The following is a 19224-nucleotide window of genomic DNA, read 5'->3' as shown; positions in this document are numbered from 1 at the left end:
TTATGCAAAAAATAATAACAGATAAAATATAGTATCTATCAAAAAAAGTTAAAAAACGGATACCAAAAAAAGTTTGCCCCATTTATAGAGACAAACCACATAGAAAAATCATAGGAATAAATATTACAAACTATTCAACCATCAACGATCCATTTTCCTCAGGCAAAAATAAACTTAATAAAATTGCTGTCATTGCCCCAATCGCTACAGGTGAAATCAAGACATTACGCATCAGTTCAGGCAATTGTGATAATACATCTGGCACCATAGAAACACCGATCCCCATACCAATTGAAATAGAGATAATCATCATATCACGACGGTCAAGTTTGGCACTGGCAAGCACCCGAATACCCGCAACCGCAACCGTACCAAACATGACCAATGTTGCCCCACCCAAAACAGGCTTTGGCATGGTTTGTAGCACTGCGCCAAAAATTGGAAATAGTCCCATAATCACTAAAATGGCAGCGATATACATACCCACATAACGACTGGCAACACCTGTTAACGCAATCACGCCATTGTTTTGGCTAAAGGTGGTCGATGGCATACTATTAAGGGTAGCAGCAATGATAGAATTCACACCATCTGCCAATACCCCACCACGGATACGCTCTAAATATACAGGACCAGTGACAGGCTCTTTTGAAATGGTCGCATTGGCTGTCAAATCGCCTGTGGTCTCTAAAGCAGACACACAGAATAAAATAATAAGTGGGATAAACGCTGCCATATCAAAGTTAAAACCATACTTAAATGGTATCGGTACACTGATAATGCCAACATGAGACAAAGAAGAAAAGTCTAAACGCCCCATAAAAAAAGCAGCCAACATACCCAAAGTCAATGCAATAACAATGGATGACAAACGCAGTACTGGATTTTTTGAACGGTTAAGTACAATCACTGATACCAAGACAATGCCACCAAGCAGTAGATTTTGCAGACTACCAAAATTCTCAGCCCCAAAGCCACCACCAATATCGGTCACCGCCACTTTAATCAGTGGAATACCGATTAAGACAATGATGGTACCCGTTACTACAGGGGTAAAGATACGTTGTAACTTATGCACAAAGCGGCTCAAAAATACTTCCACAAAGGCTGCACAAAAGCTCACTCCAAAAATGGTCGATAAAATCTCTTCAGGTGAGCCACCACGTCCTTTAACAATCATACCAGCCGACAAAATCGCTGTTAAAAATGCAAAACTTGTGCCCTGTAAACACAACATACCTGCGCCGATAGGACCTATTTTTTTACTTTGAATAAATGTACCAATACCAGAGGCTATCAATGCACAACTAATCAAATAAGGAATATACTCACCTAATCCTAAGGTTCCTGCGACAATCAAAGTGGGCGTCACAACACCAACGATACTGGCTAGCACATGTTGCAATGCGGCAAAAGATGCTGGCCAAAAACTAGGACGGTCATCTAAATGATAAATTAACTCAGGGTTTACTTGCTTATCTGATATCTTACTCATAAATTATCCTTTTAATATTATCACCGTATTTGTCCCTACCAGATATCAAAAATAAACCCATTGGCTAAAATCAAAGTTTGAAAAGGCTATAATACGGTTTCATACCTAGCGACAGCCACACTTCCTGTGTTGCCACACCAGGTCATAATCTTTAATACAAATTATAAAAATTGTCTCATATACATGCCAAAATCATATAAAATGAACACCTTACATATTGCCCACTTATCAAAACCAGCATCTCAACCAATGCTAGCAAACAGATTCAAGACAACAAAACGATAATCACTATGCCAGTAACACTATGTTAATGTCAATTACATAATACCCACTCTCTACTCTATGCAATTATTTTTCTTTTCTTGACTTTTTTATTTTTTTAATATAGCAATCCAATTTTTATCTGTCCTATCTTAATTTTTAAAACTTATAAAAAAATTTACAAAAAATATCTAGACTATTTCTATACTCAGAAAATTTCACTTGCGTTTTGTATCATAATCCCGCATTGTAGCTATGGTGATGAGATAATTGAAATAAATTAAATTTGATAAGCAAAATAAAGAGGTAAACAATGGTAAATAATATAAAAGTTATTGGTTTATTTTTTCTATTTACTTTAACCCTAACAGGTTGTGGTGGGGGTGATACAAATACAGGGAATCACAACTCTAAAACAGGCACACCTAGCACAGGAACTCCTAGCACAGGAACTCCTAGCACAGGTACTCCTAGCACAGGTACACCTAGCACAGGCACACCTAGTACAGGCACACCTAGCACAGGTACTCCTAGTACAGGCACACCTAGTACAGGTACTCCTAGCACAGGAACTCCTAGCACAGGAACTCCTAGCACAGGTACTCCTAGCACAGGTACTCCTAGCACAGGTACTCCTAGCACAGGTACTCCTAGCACAGGTACTCCTAGCACGGGAACTCCTAGCACAGGTACTCCTAGTACAGGAACTCCTACTTCAAATCTCAACAATATTATTAAAAACAAAAAAGCACAGTATCAATTAACTGCTTTAAATTTATTGAGTATCAATCGACATAAATGCGGTTTTGGTGGCTTAACTCATGACACAATCCTGACTCAAGACTCTGAAAAACGTGCCAATTATATTGGTTATGTATTAGCAAATGCTAAAATCCCCAATTATAATCCACATTCTGAAAAAGCGATTGCGGGCTTTCAAAGCTATACAGGAAAAAATAATCCTTACTACACGGGTAACACCGTTTCAGATAGATTCAATAAAACAGCTTATTACAACGTTAACAATAGAGACACCATACTTGGTGAAAGTATTGCCATTAACTATTACAGTAATTTCAGCTCATTAGCACCAACCGTTGTTTCTGACATTTATACCAGCATGGTCAGACAGCTTTTAGCTGCTCCTTACCACTTATCAAATTTAGTTTCACCTAAATTTAATGAGGCGGGTGTGGGAGTCAGTCAATTTACTCCAAATAATGGAAATGAATTATTTAAATTTGGCTTTGCAATAAATATACTCTCTGGTGCAAAAACTGCCATAGAAGTTCCAGACAAACTTTTAACCTATCCATGTGATGGTATTACTGACAGCGCCACCAATCTACGTAATGAAAGCCCAAATCCCTTTCATGGCTTAGGCCGAGACTTACAAACAAATCCAATAGGTCAACCTGTTTATGTCACCTATCCCACTGCTAAGAAAATTAAAGTCTCTAATGTCAAATTTACTGCTGTAGCAACAAATGAGGATATATCTGTACATATTCTTGATGCAGATAATGACCCTAACAAAATCACAAAATCTAACTCAGCATTTATCCTACCATTAACAGATCAATTAAAAAGCTGTGAAACCAATGCAGAGCCTGGTTATACTAAAGGCAATTGTGGACTTTACAAAAACAGCAAATATAAAGTAAGTTTTGATGTATTGGTAGATGGCAAAAAGTTAAAGCATCAAACGCTTACATTTAGTACAAAATAATGTCATGTGCTTAAATTTAGTTCTAGCCACAGTAGGTAGACGGTAACCATAATACAGCCAATTCGATTAGCAAACATTACCTACCTCCTATTAAAAATAGGAGGTATTTTACGTCTTAAAGCCCCAAAAAATAATGAATACCCATTCTCTAAAATATAATATAGAAAAGCAAAATGGATACTATACCACTGAATGTATATAGGACTTACGCAGTTTTATAGATTATTAGGGTCTGGTAATCATTGTTTTTTATCAAGTGGACTGGCTGCATGTAGTTCTAGAAGTTGTTGTTTAAATATACAAAAATAAAAACCCCCTACAAAACTTGTAGAGGGTTTTATTGTTATAGTTATTAGCTGCCTGTAGCCAAAGCATAACCAAAGATGCTAAATGGCAACTTAATTTACATCGCTGGTAGTGGTGGTGGCGTTTTATCTTTGCTAATAGATATCTTATCAGGGGTCACATCAATACTTTGATAAACACGTGGCTCACGAGGATCACGCCCTGCCATAATATCTTGCAATTGATCACGATCAATGGTTTCCCACTTCATCAGTGCTTCTACCATTGCATGCATTTTATCCTGATTGGCTTCAATCAGCTCACGAGCAATGTCATACTGCTCTTCTAAGATACGGCGTACCTCATCATCTACTTTTTGCTGCGTTGCCTCAGAGATAGTACGTGATGCGCTACCAAAATATCCTTGTGAAGAATCATCATCTTCATAAACCATGATGCCCAGTGCATCAGACATACCATACTTAGTAACCATTGCCCGCGCCATTTTTGTGGCACGTTCAAAGTCATTTGATGCGCCAGTAGATTGCTGATCTACAAATACTTCTTCAGCAATACGTCCACCAAACAAAATTGCAATGTCACTGAGCATTTTTGATTTATTAACACTGGTTTGGTCATGCTCAGGTAACTGCCAAGTGACACCTAATGCAAAACCACGTGGCATAATCGTTACTTTATGCACAGGATCTGTGCCAGGTAGCATTTCTGCGACTAAAGCATGTCCTGCTTCATGGTAGGCAGTCGAACGACGCTCCTCTTCACGCAATACCATAGATTTGCGCTCAGGACCCATATATAGCTTATCTTTGGCATCCTCAAAGTCATGCATATCCACACTGCCTTTATTGCGTCGAGCTGCAAACAATGCCGCTTCATTCACAAGGTTGGCAAGCTGTGCACCACTAAATCCTGGTGTACCACGTGCTAACGAGTTGATATTCACACCCACAGTTGATGGTAGCTTCTTCAGATGCACCGCCAAAATTTGCTCACGACCCTTAATATCAGGCAATCCGACATGTACTTGACGGTCAAAACGACCTGGACGCAACAATGCTTTATCAAGCACATCAACACGGTTGGTTGCAGCAATCACAATCACACCATCATTGCCTTCAAATCCATCCATTTCTACCAATAACTGGTTAAGGGTTTGTTCACGCTCATCGTGTCCACCACCCATACCAGAACCACGATGACGACCCACAGCATCAATCTCATCAATAAAGATGATACAGGGTGCATTCTTTTTAGCTTGTTCAAACATATCACGTACACGAGATGCACCCACACCAACAAACATCTCGACAAAGTCAGAACCAGAGATAGAAAAGAAAGGTACTTTTGCCTCACCAGCAATGGCTTTAGCAAGGAGCGTCTTACCAGTACCTGGAGGTCCTACCATCAAGATACCACGAGGAATGGTTGCACCCAGTTTGGTAAAGCGATCAGGATCGCGTAAAAATTCCACCACCTCAACCACTTCTTCTTTGGCTTCTTCACAGCCAGCAACATCTTGGAAGGTGACTTTGATTTGGTCTTCTGACAGCATTTTGGCTTTTGACTTACCAAAACTCATCGGGCCACCTGCACGACCACCTGCACCGCCTCCTTGCATATTACGCATGAAGAATAAAAACAGACCAATAATCAACAATACTGGGAAGCTTGCAATTAATAATTGCATCATCACACCTTGACGCTCTGGTGCAGCTCCTTGTATTTCGACTTGATGCTCACGCAATGTTGGCATCAGCTCAGGGTCTGTCACCGCAGGACGAACTGTCTCAAAGGTGGAACCATTTTTCTTCTCACCTGTGATTTGCTCGCCATCAATTTTGATGCTTTTTACCTGATTATCAGTAACTTGCGTCACAAATTCAGAGTAATTGAGCATGTCTGGCTCATTACGGCTATCATAGTTACTAAAAACCACGACCAAAACGCCAATAACGACCAACCACAATAAGGTATTTTTTACCATGTCACTCACTAGTGATACCATCCCTTACTTGATATATTCAAAAATTAACCATCTACATTCTACATCGTTTTGTTACATTGTATTGTAGTACAAACAGCCACTGACAATACAGCTTTCATAATCATTGTTTTAATTTATATATAGTTTCACAAAAATATGGCAATAAACACTCAAACCTCACCAATCCTCATATCTCACACTAGATGAAGGATGATGACAAATGAGCATATCTGATTACATTCTGCCATTATTATCTTTATAGTATATTTATAGATGGGTTGTTAGACTACTTTTCAGACTGTCTAATATAGCAGATATTAGGTCATTATCTCCAATCTTCAAGCCATCTCGCTGTAAATTTAGGTAAATTTATTGCAAAGCTTTTAAAGTTTAATCATACTCTTATCTCATAACCATCACAATCTATACACTAACAATCTAAAATTCAAGCTATCCAAATTGTCTACTATCTATACCATCACTATCTATTATAGAATCTAGTAAAAGCTAAAATTATTTAGCCACAATTTATTTGATTGCTTATTTAATTGCCACCCAAAACATCTCTTTTGACCGTGCTCTAGAAGCAGCAGGCTTAATACTACGTACTTGACTAAACTGCTGTTGGATTTGCTGTCTTAGCTCTTGTGCCCCTGCACCTTGAAACACCTTCATAATCAACGCACCACCATCAGGCAGTACTTGCATAGCAAAGTCTACTGCCAACTCACACAGATGCATCATACGAGGTTGATCCACCGCATTATGCCCTGTTGTATTTGGAGCCATATCAGAGAGTACCACATCCACTCGTTGGTCACCCACTTTTGCCATGATCTGCTCAAACACGTCTATTTCACGAAAATCACCTTGGATAAAAGTCACACCCTCTAGAGTATCCATTGGCAAAATATCTGAAGCAATCAATGTACCTTTATCACCCACCATTTTTGCTGCCACTTGTGACCAACTTCCTGGAGCACTGCCCAGATCTACTACCGTCATGCCTTTTTGAATCAGATTGGTCTTTTCATTGATCTCAATCAGTTTATAAGCTGCTCTGGCACGATATCCCTCTTTTTGAGCCAAATGCACATAATGGTCATCCAGATGTTCTTTCATCCATGCTCGACTACTTTTTGAAAGTTTTTTATTGCTAATACGAGTTGCCAAAAAATAGATCTCCAATTTATTACATGTTCACCAATGACAAGAAGCGTGATAAACCATCACATTTATATCGTCAATCTAGCCAACTGTATTTTTAACCTAGCAAGTTACTCTTTACAAGAGTAGCATGCAAGTTAATGCTAGATTATTTATAATGGTGACTCTTTTTTAATGAAACAGTAACTGACTATGACACAATTGCAAAAAAACACTAGCACACATGACCTTGATAATGCAGAGCTACGCCGCCTCAAAGGCATTGGGCATGAGCTTAAACCCATCGTGATGATTGGTAACAATGGTATTACTGAAAATATCCTACAAGAAGTTGAACGCGCATTAACTGACCATGAACTAATTAAAGTTAAAGTACCTGCTGGAAGCAAACAAGAAAGAGATGAGCTTAGCACTCAACTTGCCAACTCAGTACAAGCACAACTGATTCACAGTATCGGACGCATGGCATTATTATTACGTCGCAACCCAAATGCCAATCCTAAGCTGTCGAATCTTAGTCGCCATAGCGAATAATGGATCACTAAATAGTGAACCATCTCTCCCTCACAGCGTCTTATAGCACTCATCAGCTAGGACGTTGGGATTTGATCGCAGACATCGCTTCAAACCAGTGGTGTGCTGCGCAGCCTCATCTAATCATGCCCAAAGTACAAGTCGAGGCACAGATAATTAGTTCCTCTGTAAAAAATAAAAATATAGCCAAACCACAGCACAAACTAACTTTAAACTATGTGATTACTTTACCACAACCAACAACTGTACCAAAACTTACTCGACATAACCTTACTAAACATCATATTGAGCATAAGTATAACCACATATCACCTGCGATAACACCTTGGTTTATGTGGTTACCTTTGGTAGATGAAATGAATCCAAAGGACAAACAGGCAGATTTTTTATGGCAAAGCACCTGTCTTGAATGTTTTATCGCAGGCGACACATCTGATAAACAAGCAACCGATGCACAGCAATACATCGAAATTAATGTTGCCAGTAGCGGACATTATGCCATCTATCACTTCGATGATTATCGTACACCCAATATGATGCCGCCTAGATGTCTGATATCATTACCCAAAATACAAAAATATTTACAAAGCGACTCACAAAACTCAAATCAAAACTCTTTATCAAACCCGCCAGATTTACTCACCGTTACCACTGTAGATGATGAGGTCATAAACAACGCTTTTACTACTAATAAAATGGTATTTGGGCGCACCGTCAGCATCGACTTATCGCCTCTAATGCAGATTTGGCATTGCCTGACCCTCATTCACCCTACCGTTATTTTGCAACACCAACACAGCCAACAACTGTTATATTTTGCCCCCAAACATACCAATCCAGCTGACTTTCATCAACAGCAATTATGGAGCAACATAGACTTTTTACTAGGGTCTATTGAACATTCATCTTTGTAGGAAAAATTGAGATACTGATTTTAATAAATTAATCACACCTGTTATAACTAGCATACAGAAGATGTTATAAACTGGGAATAACTGGGATTTAATGATTATTAATGAGATAGAAATTGAAATAAACTTTCAAAAAATATTAGAAAAATAAGGGAGTATTCTAATTTAAAATCTTTACCTACCTACCTAAGATTGCTCATAGACTAGAAATATGATGAATAACCTCTATGAGCAATGCCAATTTAAAACTCGCATTAGAGATTGCCTTACAAACTAAAAATCTTACTGATCTAGATCTGCTAACTGATGAGTTAAAAGCAGCGGGTATTGATGTCGCTAATTTATCAGAGAAAGGTGAACATTTAAACGATACATTTAATGCTATTAGTCAGAAGCAAGGTCTGATAAAGATGTTCCGTGAGCAAAAACAGGCAGTAGTCGATGCGGCTAACGCTTGGCAAAGTGCTCAGGAACAGACTAAAACACTAGCGCAAGAGTGGCAAGCTGCCAAAACCAAAGCTGAAGCATTGAAAACAGTAATGGAAGCGCAAGGAGCAGCCACCAAAGAACAAAAAGCTGAGTATAGAGATGCCGTTAAAGAGGTTGAGCGACTCGCAAAAGCGCATGAGCAATCTGCTAAGCAAGCAGCCAGTCTTAAACAAACCCACACATCGCTTAACATTAGCCTTAACGACACACGTCAAGCAATGTCTGATCTTGGTCTATCTACTACTGACCTAGCCTCTCAAGAACAATTCCTACAAGAACAGACACAAGCGGCACAAGAAGCCTTAAGTGAACTCACTGCTGAAGCTGAAAATCTAAATGAAATAGCACAAGCTAAAATACTATTAGGCATTGAAACTGATGATGTTGCATTACAGCAGATCGAAGAAATCACTACTGCTTATGAGACACTAAGAGACAGTGGACAGCTTACTGGCAGTGAGCTTGCACGAGCTAGTGAATTAGCGACGGCACAAATTGAAGAGCTTGAAGCATCGCTCAGTGATGCTAGTGATGAAACAACTGACTTTGCGACTGAACTGGGCAAAGTTACTGCTGCCGCAGGAGGGCTTGCTGTCGTTACATCTGCTGCAATGGATTTTGAAGCCGCAATGGCAGGTGTTAAAAAAACTGTTGATGGTACACCTGAGCAAATTCAGACTTTATCTGGTGATATTAAACAGCTAGCAATAGATTTAGGCTTAAGCAGTGAAGCAGTAGCTGATATTGCAGCGCAAGGTGGACAGCTTGGCATTCCAATTGAAGAACTTGGTAAATTTACTGAAATGGCTGGCAAGATGTCAGTTGCATTCGGTATTAGTGCTGATGAAGCTGCTGAGTCAGCTGCACAGCTTGCTAATGTGTTTGGTATCTCAATGCAATCTGTAGAAGCATTGGGTGATGCTATTAATACACTCGGTAATAATACTGCTGCTAAAGAGCCAGATATTATTAATGCAATGGTACGGATTGGTGGTACCGCAAAACAATTTGGCTTGGCAGAAGAGCAAGCGGCATCATTAGCCGCAGCATTTATTGCGCTTGGTAAACCACCAGAAGTTGCAGCTACTGCTATTAATGGACTGTTAACTAAACTACAAACAGCTCAAGTACAAGGTGCTGGATTCCAAGAATCCCTTGATAATATTGGTTTGTCAGCAAATCAATTGGCTGATGATATCAATGCTAATCCGCAAGAAGCCTTGATTAACTTCTTACAAACGCTAAGTAAGCTTGATGACCAACAACGATCCATAACAACATTTAAATTATTTGGTCAAGAATATGCTGATGATGTCAATTTATTGGTGGGTAGTCTTGATACTTATAATCAAACACTAGACTTGACTCAAGACAAGTCAGCGACTGCTGGTGCAATGCAATCTGAGTTTGAAGCTCAGATGTCAACATCAGCAGCAGCGACAGCCAGAGCTGAACAGTCGTTAATCGTATTAGCACAAACACTAGGTCAACATCTATTACCTATCGTTAGTGCTACTGCTTCTGGTGTCGCTAGCGTAGTTGAAGCGGTTAATGGCTTTGCTGAATCATATCCCATGATTACTAAGTTAGTGGTATTGATTGCTAGTGCTCGAGTAGCCACTGTTGCATTTAACAGTGCAATGGCACTAGCTGGTACGGTTGGACTAACAGCAGGGGCTAATATTGCCACTGGTATGACAACAGCCCGTGCCTCTATCCTAAGCACTACCACTGCCGCAAATGGTCTAGCGGGTAAGATGTCAGGATTGAGTACATTATTTGCTGCTGCTGCCAGTTGGACAATTGGTACGGCTATTGGTGATAGTTTGTATGAAAACAGCTCAGCCGTTAGAGCGTTTGGAGACGAGCTTGCTCGTGGTCTAGCCTATCTTGATGCTATGGTAACTGACCGTACTTTTGATGATGTGCGTAATAACTTTGAAACCAGTGCTGAGTCTGCTCAACGATTAGCTGAAGCACAAAAGTTGGCAGTAAAAACTAGCGATGAGTTAGCAGCTGCAGAAACTGAGGCAGCAAATGCTGCCAGACAGCAAGCAGATGAAAATAGACAACTTGTAAATGACATCATTGCTACTGAAGCAACGGTTAAAATTCTAAATCGTGAGCTAATTAATCTTGCTGCAAACGGGCAAAAAAATACTCAGGAATATAATCAATTAGCAACCGAGCTTAATGAGACAACAAACCGTCTTGAAGCAATGCACCTTGAAGCAAAGCAAAATAACCTCGGTGAGTTGTTAAAATCAGATTTGGACAAGGCTTCTGATGCGTTTGAAACCTTGGGACTCGACGCACAAGAATTTGCGACAGGTATGAACAGTGAAGTCACCAAATCACTAGAAGCTTTTAGTGTCATTGCAGAGCTTGCCGAGGGTGATACGACTAAACTGGCACGTGCTTACAACGCAGCAAAAGAATCAGCTGGACAAAATGCGCAAACTCAAGCAGGACTTGAGCAAGCCTTACTGGCAGCAACGAACGGCAATAAAGAGCTTGCTGATAGTGTTAAGCGTACTGCTCTAGAACAACAAGCTGCCAAGTCTGCTACCGATGCTCAATCGCAAGCTTTGCAAACTTTGGGTATTAATATGGATGCTGTTAACCAGAAGATGAGCACTGACGGTTTTAAAATGGTGCAAACACTCAAAGCTGGCGTAGCTGCAATTAAAGAACAAGCAACCAGTGCTGATACCCTCAAAACTGCCCTTACATCAGCACTAGATACCTCTCTAGCTGCTGCTAAAACTCAAGCTGACTTTAAGGCAATCAAACAAATACTACAAGAAGCTGGTGTGGTAGGACAAGTCACAGCTGAGCAAATGCGTCAAATTGACGCTGGACTACGTGGCGGTGCAAAAGCAGCAGACGAAGCTAAGCAAGCATTGGATGCAATGAGTAATGCTGCTAACAATGTTAAACCACCCATTGATGCAGCAAAAAACTCTATGCAGCAACTGGGTAATGAAGCAGGTAATACTGGTAAAAAAATGGTGGCAGCAGCACAAGAAGGTACACGAGAATTTGAAAAGCTGAAAAAGACAGTTGATGATCAACATCGTGTTTTAAATGACCGTGGCACTGTACTAAAAATGGTTAGTTATGATGCAAACAGCGCATATAAAAAACTACTCAGTGATTTGAAACTACAAGAAAGTGAGCTAGCTCATGCAGAAATTAATTTATTAAAAACAACTGCATCAAATGCAGCTAACTCAAAAAAACACTTAATTGACCCCATTCGCAATGGTATGACAAATGCGTTTGCTGTTGATGAGATTTTTGAAGATTTTATTAAAGCAAATAAAAACCGCCAATGGGGTAAAAAAGCTAAACAGGAATATCAACCACCACCATCGCCAACTCGACAACAGCCGTCGCAAAACATACAAATATCTGCTACCCCAAATATAGCCAATCACATCACCGTTAGCGACATTGTTAATGCTCTTGATGCTCGTATTGTACAGCAAATCAAAGATATTGGTGCTCAAGAGTTTATGCAAAAATTGAAAAAAGAATTAGCCCGTAAAGCTAGATAAATCAAACAAATAGAGCTCATTATGTCATCAAACAAAGATACGAAAATCACAAGACAAGACCTCAAGTTTTATCCCAGTGAACGCCTCACTGACAATGATGATGGCGGTGGCATGCCACTTGGTACACCGATTTCTGGTGAAGCAAATGAACTGTTTAATCCAATATCAAGCATAGCGAGGGTTAATGGCTCATTTCATGCTCGTTTAGTCTATATGGGTGTTACTCGCCCTGATGATGAACCGTTAATCGGTACGTTTGCTGCAATCACAAAGCCACCCAAAGACCCTACTGTCAGTTATCTATTATTTCCAGCGACTAAATTTGGTGAGCAACGCAATGAGATTTTAAAGCGTATCGAAGCCTATAGCGTTGGCACAATTGAGTCTCGTATGACGCTGCTATCAACGCAGTCGCAAAACTCTAAAATAATCCAAGCGTATCAACGCCCTGAAGAGCCATTACCTCTTATTGGTGATGTCTATTGTCTGCGCCAAGATAAAGCAGGCTATGCACAGCATGAGCAATACGTACAAGTGGTTAAGGTGACATCTGAAGAGCGTACATTTACCCAAAATAATAAAGATTTTACTCGCACAGTCGTCAAGTTAGAGATTAGCTCAAAGCTAGAAGCGGACTTTGTTGGTGTTGACTATCCAAGTGAGTCGTATGTCGATACTCCGTGCAAAATACGTGAAACCCACGTCGCTGATGCGGCTCAATATTATGGTATTAAGCCGTTAACTGAAGCTATTTTACGTGAGTCAACGCAAATCAAGATCGCTGGACTTATGGAGAAATTAGTACCAACAAACCAGATTGAGACTGCATTGATTGATTTAACCGCCGCAGGACAGCGGCAAACGCTGTTTGATGGCACAAAAGCTGACAGTAAATTAAGCTTAACTATCAATAAAAGTCATAGTGCAGGCTCAAACAGCACAGTGTCACTGGGTAATGCCGTACTACCAAATAGTATTACTCTGAACACAAGCAATGGCAATATCACAGACAAGGGTGGATTGCTGATACTCAATGACAATGTAGTTGGCAAAGTTGATTATACGCAAGGTGATTTACAAATTAATGAGCCATCTTTTAGTGGCTATTTAAATAATGTCAGTTTTAAAGCGGCAGCATCTGAGTTAAAAGTCGCTGATACGGCTCGCATCGATGTTGATATTAATAATCGTAGCTATAACGATGTAATGACAATTGATCCACCTCCAGCGGTGGGAAGCTTAATCGTCAGCTACCGAGCGCAAGGACGTTGGTATGATTTGCGTGACGATGGCACAGGTGCGCTGCGGGGTGCAAGTGCAGCGCACGGCAGCGGCAATGTAAATTATACAACTGGTACCGTCAATGTCAGCTATGGTGAACTGCCTGATATTGGTAGTGCGGTATTGTTTTCATGGAGTACACGAGCGAGATATTTTAACCGCTCTGACATCGCCACATCTGCAAAAATGCTGCTCAATATCTCACAAGATGCTGTGCCAAGTACGCTGTCTCTAAGTTGGAATGATGGTGAAGACAAAACTGCAACTTGTGATGCAGCAGGTAATATTACAGGTGATTGGACTGGTCAATATGACCCAAATTTAAAACAGATACGCATTGATACGGATGCTAATTTTAATCATCCAGACGGTGTATTAGATATTAATGTGAGCTATAACGTTGGTAATAAAGCCACAAAAATATATCAAGCACCACAAGCTGGTAGTGATGGACAAATCACGCTAGAAGATTTGAGTGATAAACCGCTAAAGCCTCACAGCGTTAAAGTAAAATGGCCGCTATTTGTTGAGGGTTACATAAAAGTCGATGGTAAAAATTGGATTGATCCGTATCAGGTGATTACAGATGATGGTGCTGGATTATTAGTTAATAATGCTGGCGAAACAGTTGGTACTGTTGACTATGCAGCACGCACACTCAAATTTAATACTGATGTGATTGTTAACATACCAAAGCCTGTTTATAAAACTACTACAGGGCAAGTCCGTGATGGCTTGATATTTGATGGTACAGGCTACCAGAGCCATATGAAAACTGTCATAACACAAGTATTAACAGGCTATGAATATGCTGATGCTACTGCGACACTGCCAGAAGATGGCGTTGTTGAGGTATATTTTTATGATACTGACACAGCAAACAGCGTAACTGAGCAGCTAAGTAGCGGTGATATTGAGATTGATTTATTGCCACATCACGCTGAGAGTATTGCACCAGCTAGTATCAATGTAACGTGGGCTGGACATACTTATTTTGACAAACTGGGCAGTATTTATACTGATCTTGACCCCAAGACTGGCTCTGCTCAATTAGCAGGCACAGTTGATTATCAAGCAGGCAAAATGCTGTTGACAAATTGGCAATGGCAAAATGGCAATGCGCCAGTTATTAACTCATTAGTAACCAGTATTGGCAGTAATCCCGTCGATAGTGTGACATTTAGAGTGCCAAGCTCACCCCTACGTGCTGGCAGTCTTGAAATACGAGCAGTGGCAGTTAACGGCACAAAAATTAATGCACGGGCAAACTACGCTGGTGAATTAAAAGCAGATGGTATTCAAGGTCTAGTAGACACTGAATTTGGTGTAGTTGATGTTAAATTTGGTCAATTAGTCAATGCGTTCGGCAATGAGAATGAAGACTGGTACGACCAAGAGGCTATACATAACGGCAAAATCTGGAAACCACTGCACGTACTAGCAGAGACAATCACTTACAACGCTGTTGCTTATTCTTATCTTCCAATTGACAGTAATGTTGTCAAAATCGACACAGTGAGACTACCACAGGACGGGCGTATTCCAATTTTTAGACGAGGCGATACTATCTTAATTGGCAACCGCCAGACTGATGACATCGGCTCAGCACACACAGGCGGTCAAACTGTACAGCTATCACGCAATGATGTTGACCGTATCTGTGTCAGCGATGCCAATGGTCAGCCTGTCAATGCAGAACTTTGGGACTATGACCTAGACGCTGGCACAATCACATGGACAACCCCGCTCGACCTCTCATCTTATCAAATGCCGCTATCTGTGATGCACGCTCAAGAAGAGCGTAATCGCATTCATGAGGCTGATATTGACGGCACATTATCACTGATATTCCCTACAAAAAGAGACTATCCAATAGATAGCACTTATGTATCTAGCGTGTTAATCGGTGATGATTTACAAGTGCGTGTCTCTGTACCTTTTACACAGCGCAACTGGGATAAAGTTTGGCGAGATGAACCCGTCGGCGACACGCTGCTTAATAAACTCAATCTAAAAGATTATCCAATGGTATTGACAGATGATGGAGCTATTACGGAGCGTTGGATGATTAAAATGACAGGCACAAGTCAATTTGAGTTGTATGGCGAAACGCTCGGCTTTGTCATGCGTGGCGATACATTAACTGATTTAGCACCGATTAATCCAGCCTCTAACAAGCCATATTTCACTATTCCAAAACAGGCATTTGGTAACGAAGCACCATGGGCAAGCCAAGATATTATCCGTTTTAATACGTGGGGAACATTGTTGCCCGTGTGGGTATTGTGCGCTGTACAACCGTCATCTAGCACGCCTAAAGGTGAAGACGGCTATACAATGTGCTTGTATGGTGATACGACAGAAACTAAGGAAATATTATAATGTTAAATATTTATGATTATGAGCCATTTCATGTGTATTCAAGTTACGATGATGATGCTCCGCAACTTGATAAATCAGATTTCTCATTTTCGACTGTGTTAAAAGCATGTCTAATTACAGGGTATGGTGATAAACAGCCGCCTCAAGACTGGACAATGCCAGTTGATGACATCGAAAATACGGGTACACGAGCATTTAGTAGCACTGCTATATTATCATCACATTGTATATTTACAGTTACGCATGATACATCTGATAAATTTGTTATGACTGCAACAGCAGCAGATGCAGATACAGCATTTGCTACAACAACTCGCTCAAAAAAAATGTTTAACTTTAAGTCTGAGACTCAAGATTGGTTTGTCATTGCAAATAATCAATCGTGTTATGTTTTGCTACAAACGGATGTCGGTACACCATTATTTGCAGTGTTCTTTTTTGGCAGTGCTTATACAACAGAAGCAATAAAACAGCGACCAGTTTTATGGGGCGGCGACTATCGTTATGAAGCAGTTAATTATAGTATAAATCGCATGCAACTCACTGATGAGCACAATCAAAAATGGTATAAAAAACAAATATTTGACGATGATATCAATGCTGGCACACAACATGTTTTTTGTGCGCCAATTTTCAAGTCTGACATGTACGGCATTTTTTTGCCTGGTCTCGTTGAGCATGCAGGTCAATTAAATACTAATAATCATTATCTAAAAATTGCAGACACCGCTAGTGATATATTGATGTTTAAAACAGCATGGGCACAGTTACAAAACTTTGGTGTTGTGTTAAAAGGATCTTATACATGATTATTGGGCATATTATTACTAACTATGCTGGAGACGGATATATTGCGGGCAGTGGAGCAGGTATTGTTACAGTTGCAGGTAAATCAGCAAGTCGAGAGGTTATATTATTAGATAATAATTATAATTTATTAGCACGCCAAGCATCATTGAAAAATGGTCACTATATGTTTATAGGACTAGACCCTAACAAACAATATCTTGTTATATGCCGAGACCTACCACCCAATGGCATTGACCAGCGTTACGAACCATTTTGTTGGGACTATGTCACACCTGCGACAGATTTAACAGTCGCTGAGCAACAAGAATTGTGGCAGTCATGGCAGAGCGAGTAAATGCCAATGCACTACCATTACCTCTACAAATTCCTCTGCTATCTAATAATAGCGGGGCTTTACCGCTATTATTAGATAGACCGCTTGGCAAACCTCCAATAATATTTAGAATTGTTAGTGCTGACAGTTTGCCACTGCAACTATCTCGACCCATTGTTGACCGTCCAGCATCCAACAATTTGCCACTGCCTTTGTCTCGTAAATTGGGTGTATTAGTCATTAGCGGTGATGTTAATGATAACAATGATAATATAGATGATAGCGATGGCAGTACACCCACTGAGCCACCAAAACCTAGGCGTATGCATGGAGCGATGGCATGGTTTGGTGCAGTCACTCACACCACAAAAACTATTGTACGCTGTGAGACATGGCGACACACTAGCCAAAGCATTGCTGATGATTATCAAGTGATACGTGATGCTGCTATCAACATCGCATCTAGACATTACTTTAAATCGCAAGCATTTGTACCTCTATTACAATGGCAAAAAATACAAATCAGCAATGGCATATTACTCAAATATTGTCAGGCACAAACTGTGTTGCCGTTTATCTCATTACAATCGTGCCAAGCCGCAAAAATCAGCCCAACGATTGGTTATCAAAGCTGCGTTGCTGTCAAATCTGCACCTGTGGTTGCTTATAAGCATTGTGTGAATTTGCCGCTTAAGCACACAATTAATCTATCTGATAGTGTCAGTTATTACAAAGCCTCTCGCAACATTGAAAAGTACAAACAGGCTCGCACAAGTGCAGCAATACCAGTGCCGTGCCGTTACTACCCGATACCCGAGCCAGAGCCTGATAAGCCGAATTTTACTTGTCGTATTAGACCACCAGCTAACCGTTTGCCCCTGCCTTTATCAAGACGACGTAGCAACCTACCGTCTAGCAACTTGCCATTTGTCTTTACGTGTTGGCATGACGCACCGCCTCAGCTAATACCAAATCTAAGGAGTTATATCGTGCATAACATCATTACAGCTACGGTGGGCGGGATTGCAGTCGACCCATTATCGTTTAGTATAAAAACAGATATGTCTAGTTATTGTTGGCAAGGTAGCATTGATATCACTGCTAAAGATTATGCCAAAATTAAGGCAAAGTTAGATGTGCCACAAGGTAATGAGCCATTGATTAATGTGGTGGTTAATGGATTCACGTTTACAATTATCGCTGAAGACCAAAGCCGTACTCGCAAGTTTGCAAATCACACACATAGCATCGGTGGTCGCTCAATCACAGCAAGGCTAGGTGCTGATTATGCTGGTACACAGAGCGGACTATCAGATCAGGCGAACTATGCGAGTCAAATTGTCAATCAACAGTTAAATGGACTATCTATCAGTGTGCAAGACTGGGATATTAACGATTGGCTGATACCAGCGAATCAATATGCTGTAACAGGCAAAACCCCCATTGCTGTGATTGCTGATATTGCTCAAGCATGCGGTGGTTTTGTGACAACACACCCAAATGAGCCAACACTATCACTCAAACCACGCTGGAAAAAGCCCGCTTGGGAGCTTGCGACAGCAACGCCAGATGTGACAATACCTGCTGATGTGATATTAAATATGACTGATACAGTCAATAAAGCCACTCGATTTAATACCGTCATGGTGGTTGGTGATACAGTCGGACATGAGGTGTTTAGAGCTAGACAAGGACGTGATAGCGATGCTCCAACACAAAACCATACACTCTATACTGACCAAGATGTGACTGTACCAAAAGGTATGGCGATACTATCAGATAGTGGCACTCATGCTATTTATACGCTAAAAATGCTCTGGTCTGATGATGTGCCCCTAGCAAAGCTGGGGCAAATCTGGCAAGTAAATGATACTTTAGAGGGAGGCGATGGGGCATGGCGTGGTGTAGTTACTGCTATATCAGTCAATATCGAACTGGACAATGGTGCACCTAAGATTTATCAAACAGTAACTGTCGATAGATATTTAGATAATTAGGGATT

At 40.4% G+C, this 19224-nt stretch carries 11 protein-coding genes; 8 read left to right on the top strand and 3 right to left on the bottom strand.

Translation table 11 applies throughout. The annotated features are described in order from the left end of the window. Positions 1-130: 130 nt before the first annotated feature. On the bottom strand, positions 131-1495 hold the full coding sequence (locus tag FHK89_RS11620; protein WP_230660548.1) for a uracil-xanthine permease family protein: 1365 nt from the start codon (positions 1493-1495) through the stop codon (positions 131-133). Positions 1496-2069: 574 nt separating this feature from the next. Between FHK89_RS11620 and FHK89_RS11615 the strand changes: the two genes are divergently transcribed. Next, positions 2070-3485: a CAP domain-containing protein gene (locus FHK89_RS11615; protein ID WP_230660545.1), complete on the top strand. Its 1416-nt coding sequence runs from the start codon at positions 2070-2072 to the stop codon at positions 3483-3485. 403 nt (positions 3486-3888) lie between these two features. Here the strand turns inward: FHK89_RS11615 and ftsH are convergent, their stop codons facing one another. Next, on the bottom strand, positions 3889-5775 hold the full coding sequence (gene ftsH / locus FHK89_RS11610) for an ATP-dependent zinc metalloprotease FtsH (RefSeq protein ID WP_230660542.1): 1887 nt from the start codon (positions 5773-5775) through the stop codon (positions 3889-3891). A 540-nt stretch (positions 5776-6315) separates the two neighbouring features. Beyond that, positions 6316-6948, bottom strand: coding sequence for a 23S rRNA (uridine(2552)-2'-O)-methyltransferase RlmE (gene rlmE / locus FHK89_RS11605; protein ID WP_230660540.1), 633 nt, complete (start codon positions 6946-6948; stop codon positions 6316-6318). A 186-nt stretch (positions 6949-7134) separates the two neighbouring features. Here rlmE and FHK89_RS11600 point away from each other — a divergent pair, with 186 nt between their 5' ends. The 7 genes from FHK89_RS11600 (at position 7135) to FHK89_RS11570 (ending at position 19219) form a co-directional block, all read left to right on the top strand. After that, on the top strand, positions 7135-7476 hold the full coding sequence (locus tag FHK89_RS11600; protein WP_230660537.1) for a YhbY family RNA-binding protein: 342 nt from the start codon (positions 7135-7137) through the stop codon (positions 7474-7476). A 14-nt stretch (positions 7477-7490) separates the two neighbouring features. Further along, on the top strand, positions 7491-8390 hold the full coding sequence (locus FHK89_RS11595) for a hypothetical protein (RefSeq protein ID WP_230660534.1): 900 nt from the start codon (positions 7491-7493) through the stop codon (positions 8388-8390). A gap of 224 nt (positions 8391-8614) precedes the next feature. Then, the gene (locus FHK89_RS11590; protein ID WP_230660531.1) at positions 8615-12436 is read left to right on the top strand and encodes a phage tail tape measure protein; all 3822 of its coding nucleotides are present in this window, start codon (positions 8615-8617) and stop codon (positions 12434-12436) included. Positions 12437-12457: 21 nt separating this feature from the next. Continuing rightward, positions 12458-16099: a hypothetical protein gene (locus FHK89_RS11585; protein WP_230660528.1), complete on the top strand. Its 3642-nt coding sequence runs from the start codon at positions 12458-12460 to the stop codon at positions 16097-16099. Beyond that, positions 16099-16908, top strand: a complete 810-nt coding sequence (locus FHK89_RS11580) for a hypothetical protein (protein ID WP_230660524.1) — start codon at positions 16099-16101, stop codon at positions 16906-16908. Before FHK89_RS11585 ends, FHK89_RS11580 begins: the two co-directional genes overlap by 1 nt. Continuing rightward, positions 16905-17243, top strand: a complete 339-nt coding sequence (locus tag FHK89_RS11575) for a hypothetical protein (RefSeq protein WP_230660521.1) — start codon at positions 16905-16907, stop codon at positions 17241-17243. Before FHK89_RS11580 ends, FHK89_RS11575 begins: the two co-directional genes overlap by 4 nt. After that, the gene (locus FHK89_RS11570; protein WP_230660519.1) at positions 17228-19219 is read left to right on the top strand and encodes a hypothetical protein; all 1992 of its coding nucleotides are present in this window, start codon (positions 17228-17230) and stop codon (positions 19217-19219) included. Before FHK89_RS11575 ends, FHK89_RS11570 begins: the two co-directional genes overlap by 16 nt. Positions 19220-19224 lie beyond the last annotated feature (5 nt).

It is taken from the genome of Psychrobacter sp. I-STPA10, assembly GCF_021012795.1.
Taxonomy (GTDB): domain Bacteria; phylum Pseudomonadota; class Gammaproteobacteria; order Pseudomonadales; family Moraxellaceae; genus Psychrobacter.
This window is presented reverse-complemented; position numbering and strand designations above follow the sequence as displayed.

What these genes read in the sequence shown, in the direction of transcription:
- FHK89_RS11620 (WP_230660548.1), bottom strand. Translation starts at nt 1,495, where the DNA reads ATGAGTAAGATATCAGATAAGCAAGTAAACCCTGAGTTAATTTATCAT.
- FHK89_RS11615 (WP_230660545.1), top strand. Translation starts at nt 2,070, where the DNA reads ATGGTAAATAATATAAAAGTTATTGGTTTATTTTTTCTATTTACTTTA.
- ftsH (WP_230660542.1), bottom strand. Translation starts at nt 5,775, where the DNA reads ATGGTAAAAAATACCTTATTGTGGTTGGTCGTTATTGGCGTTTTGGTC.
- FHK89_RS11600 (WP_230660537.1), top strand. Translation starts at nt 7,135, where the DNA reads ATGACACAATTGCAAAAAAACACTAGCACACATGACCTTGATAATGCA.
- FHK89_RS11590 (WP_230660531.1), top strand. Translation starts at nt 8,615, where the DNA reads ATGAGCAATGCCAATTTAAAACTCGCATTAGAGATTGCCTTACAAACT.
- FHK89_RS11585 (WP_230660528.1), top strand. Translation starts at nt 12,458, where the DNA reads ATGTCATCAAACAAAGATACGAAAATCACAAGACAAGACCTCAAGTTT.
- FHK89_RS11580 (WP_230660524.1), top strand. Translation starts at nt 16,099, where the DNA reads ATGTTAAATATTTATGATTATGAGCCATTTCATGTGTATTCAAGTTAC.
- FHK89_RS11575 (WP_230660521.1), top strand. Translation starts at nt 16,905, where the DNA reads ATGATTATTGGGCATATTATTACTAACTATGCTGGAGACGGATATATT.
- FHK89_RS11570 (WP_230660519.1), top strand. Translation starts at nt 17,228, where the DNA reads ATGGCAGAGCGAGTAAATGCCAATGCACTACCATTACCTCTACAAATT.